A 2,669-nucleotide genomic window follows, 5' to 3' on the forward strand; every position below is an offset into this window, starting at 1 on the left:
GAGTCAACTTTACTTCCGCCGTTCACTTCATACGTTACCGTATAGTTCGTTTCCACAGTCTGTTCCCATTTTGCATACAAGACTAAGTTACCTGTCGCTGACGTATTGAAATCATACGCTTTTGTTAGGTCTTTGTCCGTGTACCAGCCTGCAAATGTGTAACCTGTGCGACTTGGATCTTTTGGCTTCGTAAACAGCTCATCTTTCTTAACTGTTTCCGAGTCAACTTTACTTCCGCCGTTCACTTCATACGTTACCGTATAGTTCGCTTCCACAGTTTTTTCCCATTTTGCATACAAGACTAAGTTCCCTGTCGCCGGCGTATTGAAATCATACGCTTTTGTTAAGTCTTTGTCCGTGTACCAGCCTGCAAATGTGTAACCTGTTCGGCTTGGATCTTGTGGCTTCGTGAAGGTTTCGCTGCTATTAACGATTTCTGAAGCAACCTCATCGCCGCCATTCGTTTGATAATCTACTTGATAAGTTTCTTGCTCCCAAAGCGCGTAGATAATCGTATCTTCAGAAATTTCTTTCGTGAAGTCGAACTCCTCCAAACCATTGGCATCTTTATACCAACCAACAAAAACATAGCCAGGTCTTGTCGGATCAGCTGGTGCAACGGCACAATCACCTTCCAATACGAGTTGATCATTAAGCGGATCACCGCCAGCTGTATCAAAGATTACTTTATACTCTTCAAGTTTTTCCCATTTTGCATATAATGACAAACTAGAAGAAATTGTTTCTTTGTCAAAATCAAAGACTTGAGTGTGTTGAGAATCTTTATACCAACCTGCAAATTTATACCCTGATTTTGTTGGATCTTGTGGGCGAGTTAATTTCTCTCCATCTTGCACTTCTTGTTTAATCGGTGCGTCTCCATTATCCAACTCAAAAGTAACTTGATAGCTAGGAATTGTGATATCTTCCTGCTTCCATTTGGCATAAAGTGTCACATTCTCAGTAATCGTTTCATTAGTAAAATCAAACTGAGTTAAGAAAGTTTGTTCCTTATACCAGCCTTCAAAAATATAACCGGCCTTCGTTGGATCGGACGGCTTCGTTGCTTTACTACCGTCTTCTACCGTTTGTTTTGTAACAGCGGAACCGCCATTACTGTCAAATACAACATCAAACTTCGCTTTCGCTTTCACTTCCCAACCGGCATAGATCGTTGTCGCTTCCGTGATGACTTCAGTGTCAAAATCGAATGCTTCCGTGCAGCCTGCATCCTTGTACCAACCAGTAAAGTCATAACCTGCCTTCGTTGGATCAGATGGTTTTGTGGCTTTCGCTCCATCTTCAATTGTTTGTTTTGCGACTGATGAACCGCCATCCGTTTCAAACGTTACATCAAATTTCTCTTTCGCCTTAGCTTTCCAGCCTGCGTAGATTGTCGTCGCTTCCGTGATGACTTCAGTGTCAAAATCGAATGCTTCCGTGCAACCTGCATCCTTGTACCAACCGGTAAAGTCGTAACCAGATTTCGTTGGATCAGAAGGTTTACTTGCTTTACTTCCATCTTCTACTGTTTGTTTTGAAACTGATGAGCCGCCATCCGTTTCGAATGTTACATCAAATTTCTCTTTCGCTTTTACTTTCCAGCCTGCGTAGATTGTCGTCGCTTCTGTGATCACTTCGGTGTCAAAGTCGAATGCTTCCGTGCAACCTGCATCCTTGTACCAACCAGTAAAGTCATGACCCGCTTTCGTTGGATCGGATGGTTTTGTGGCTTTCGCGCCATCTTCAATTGTTTGTTTTGCGACTGATGAACCGCCATCCGTTTCAAACGTTACATCGAATTTTTCTTTCGCTTTTGCTTTCCAACCGGCGTAGATTGTTGTCGCTTCTGTGATCACTTCTTTATCGAAGTCGAATGCTTCTTTACAAGCTTTATCCTTATACCAGCCAGTAAAGTCGTAACCCGATTTTGCCGGATTAGATGGTTTCGTTGCTTTACTTCCATCTTCTACTGTTTGTTTCGCAATAGCTGAACCACCATCGGTTTCAAACGTTACGTCAAATTTCTCTTTCGCTTTTGCTTTCCAGCCTGCGTAGATTGTCGTTGCCTTTGTGATGACTTCCTTATCAAAGTCAAATTTTTCTGTGCAACCTGCATCCTTATACCAACCAGTAAAGTCATAACCCACTCTCGTTGGATCGGATGGTTTATTGGCTTTACTTCCATCTTCTACTGTTTGTTTCGCAACTGATGAGCCGCCATCCGTTTCGAATGTCACATCGAATTTCTCTTTCGCCTTAGCTTTCCAACTTGCGTAGATTGTTGTCGCTTCCGTAATCACTTCTTTATCAAAGTCGAATACTTCTTTACAATCTTTATCCTTATACCAGCCGGTGAAATCGTAACCCGATTTTGTTGGATCAGAAGGTTTACTTGCTTTACTTCCGTCTTCTACTGTTTGTTTCGCAATCGTTGAACCGCCGTCCGTTTCGAACGTTACGTCAAATTTCTCTTTCGCTTTTGCTTTCCAACCTGCGTAGATTGTCGTCGCTTCCGTAATGACCTCAGTGTCAAAGTCGAATGCTTCTTTACAATCTTTATCTTTATACCAGCCAGTGAAATCGTAGCCCGCTTTTGTCGGATTAGATGGTTTCGTTGCTTTCGCTCCATCTTCTACTGTTTGTTTCGTCACCGCTGAACCGCCATC

1 protein-coding gene is annotated in these 2,669 nt (G+C 42.6%); it reads right to left on the minus strand.

Annotated features, from left to right (window positions below):
* The coding region (locus A5875_RS23900; RefSeq protein WP_088935590.1) for an InlB B-repeat-containing protein at positions 1-2,669 on the minus strand (2,669 nt) is incomplete at both ends.

Source organism: Enterococcus sp. 3H8_DIV0648 (assembly GCF_002140655.1).
Taxonomy (GTDB): Bacteria; Bacillota; Bacilli; order Lactobacillales; family Enterococcaceae; genus Enterococcus_A; species Enterococcus_A hulanensis.